The organism is Promicromonospora kroppenstedtii DSM 19349 (assembly GCF_000515355.1).
Taxonomy (GTDB): domain Bacteria; phylum Actinomycetota; class Actinomycetes; order Actinomycetales; family Cellulomonadaceae; genus Promicromonospora; species Promicromonospora kroppenstedtii.
This window is the reverse complement of sequence record NZ_KI911577.1, coordinates 17,736-19,060: the sequence shown is the minus strand read 5'-3', so window position 1 is coordinate 19,060 and position 1,325 is coordinate 17,736. Positions and strand designations below refer to the sequence as shown.

The window sequence follows — 1,325 nt, the reverse complement described above, 5'->3', positions numbered from 1 at the left end:
CCTTCGTCAGCGCCGGCTACGTCGGCGAGGACGGCCTGACCGAGACGACCGACCGGTCGACCGAGAAGGTCAAGGCCTGGGGCGGTGACGTCGTCAAGGTCCTCCAGACCGATTTCTCCGTCTCGTACAGCTTCACCTTCCTGGAGACGCTGAACACCGACGTGCTGAAGGCCGTCTACGGCGACGACAACGTCACCGTGACCGCCGCGACCCCGTCCGCCGGCACCCTCCGGACCGTGAAGATCAACGCCGACGTGCTCCCGCACAAGTCGTTCGTCTTCGAGATGAAGGACGGCGACGCGAAGATCCGCATCCACGTCCCGGACGGCCAGGTGAACGAGGTCGGCGAGGTGACCTACGAACGACGGCGAGCTCATCGGCTACACGGTGACCATCGAGGCGTCCGTGACACGGACCTCAACGCCAACGCCGTGAAGTACATCGACGACGGCAAGCCGACCGCCTGACCTGTCGCGCAAGGCCCCTTCGCGCGCCTCTAGCTACCCCTCCCCGGAGCCCCCGCCTAGGCCCGCTCCGGAGGGGCTCTCTTTGCTCACCCCTGGGCCTACCACCACCACGAACAAAGGGCCTAGCAGCCATGAGCGACACCACCAAGACCGCCGACCTGTTCTCCTTCGACCACAACGGCGAGACCTACACCTTCGAGAAGTCCCCTCTCCGTCGTCCGCTCGCCGAAGTGGCTCCGTGCCAACCGCCGGCGCGACGAGCTCGACCTCACCTTCACGATCCTGGAGGAGGTCGCCGGCGCGGACGTCGTCGAGGTCATCGACGAGATGACCTCCGAGGAGTTCCAGGCGTTCGGCAAGAAGCTCATGCGGAGCTGAGCGCCGCGTTTCAGTGACCGCGTCGATCCGGGCGGTGTACGGGCTCGGCTTCGCCGACCTGCACGCCCTCCTGGAGACGCTCGACGACGACGAGCACCGAGAGGCGATCGAGGCCGACCTCATCGCCCTCGGGCTCCGTCTTCGTCACGCGGGCACCGACGCCCTTGCCTGGCACGAGCTCTACGCCGTGATCCGGCACCTCCCCCGCACCTCGGCCTTCTACCGGGCGACGCACCCCGACGACCACGAGTGGTCGCTCGACGCGCTCCTCCTGGCCGAGGTCGCTGACGCCCTGAGGGTCGCGAACTGGCAGCGCGGCGGAGGCCGGCGTCACGAGTACCCCAAGCCCATTCCCCGCCCCGGCGTCGAGCCGGAGAGCACCACCTACGGCAAGGGCGCTGTCTCCATCGACGAGATGGAGGCGTGGCTCGCCGGGACCATGTGAGGAGGCCCGACGTGGCCGTTGAGCTAGCCGTTGCC

Annotated in this window: 2 protein-coding genes; both read left to right on the top strand. The window is 67.9% G+C overall.

Annotated features, from left to right (window positions below):
- On the top strand, positions 1 to 467 hold a 467-nt coding region (locus PROKR_RS33445), incomplete at its 5' end, for a phage tail tube protein (RefSeq protein WP_051432587.1).
- 391 nt (positions 468 to 858) lie between these two features.
- On the top strand, positions 859 to 1,290 hold the full coding sequence (locus tag PROKR_RS30380) for a hypothetical protein (protein ID WP_051432586.1): 432 nt from the start codon (positions 859 to 861) through the stop codon (positions 1,288 to 1,290).
- Positions 1,291 to 1,325 lie beyond the last annotated feature (35 nt).